Raw genomic sequence first — 394 nt, forward strand, 5'->3', positions numbered from 1 at the left:
TCCTGGCGTAGGCACTCGTCGCGCAGCTTGCCGTTGAAGCTCTCGCAAGTCACCATTCTCCCACGGGGATCCTGGCGCGATGTACTGGATCTGTGAGCCAGCTTTGGCGACCCATTTGCGCAACGCCTTGGAGATCATCTCTGGGCCATTGTCGCAGCGAATGTGCTCCGGGATGCCGTGCAGGCACAGCGCGTCGGCCAGCGCCTCGATCACGCCGACGCTGTTGATGCGCCGCGCCACCCTCAGCGCGAGGCAGGCCCGGCTGTGCTCGTCGATCAGCGTCAGGATGCGCAGAGAGCGCCCATCGTGCGTCTGGGCTTGCACGAAGTCGAAGCTCCAGACGTGATTGCGGTGAAGCGGTCGTAGCCGCACGCAGGAGCCGTCGTTCAGCCAC

1 pseudogene is annotated in these 394 nt (G+C 64.7%); it reads right to left on the bottom strand.

What is annotated here, in order from left to right:
* Positions 1-394 (bottom strand): annotated as a pseudogene (locus OXS27_RS32475) (DDE-type integrase/transposase/recombinase); the annotation flags it as partial.

This window comes from Methylobacterium sp. GC_Met_3, from assembly GCF_026540775.1.
In the GTDB taxonomy this organism is placed as follows: Bacteria; Pseudomonadota; Alphaproteobacteria; order Rhizobiales; family Beijerinckiaceae; genus Methylobacterium.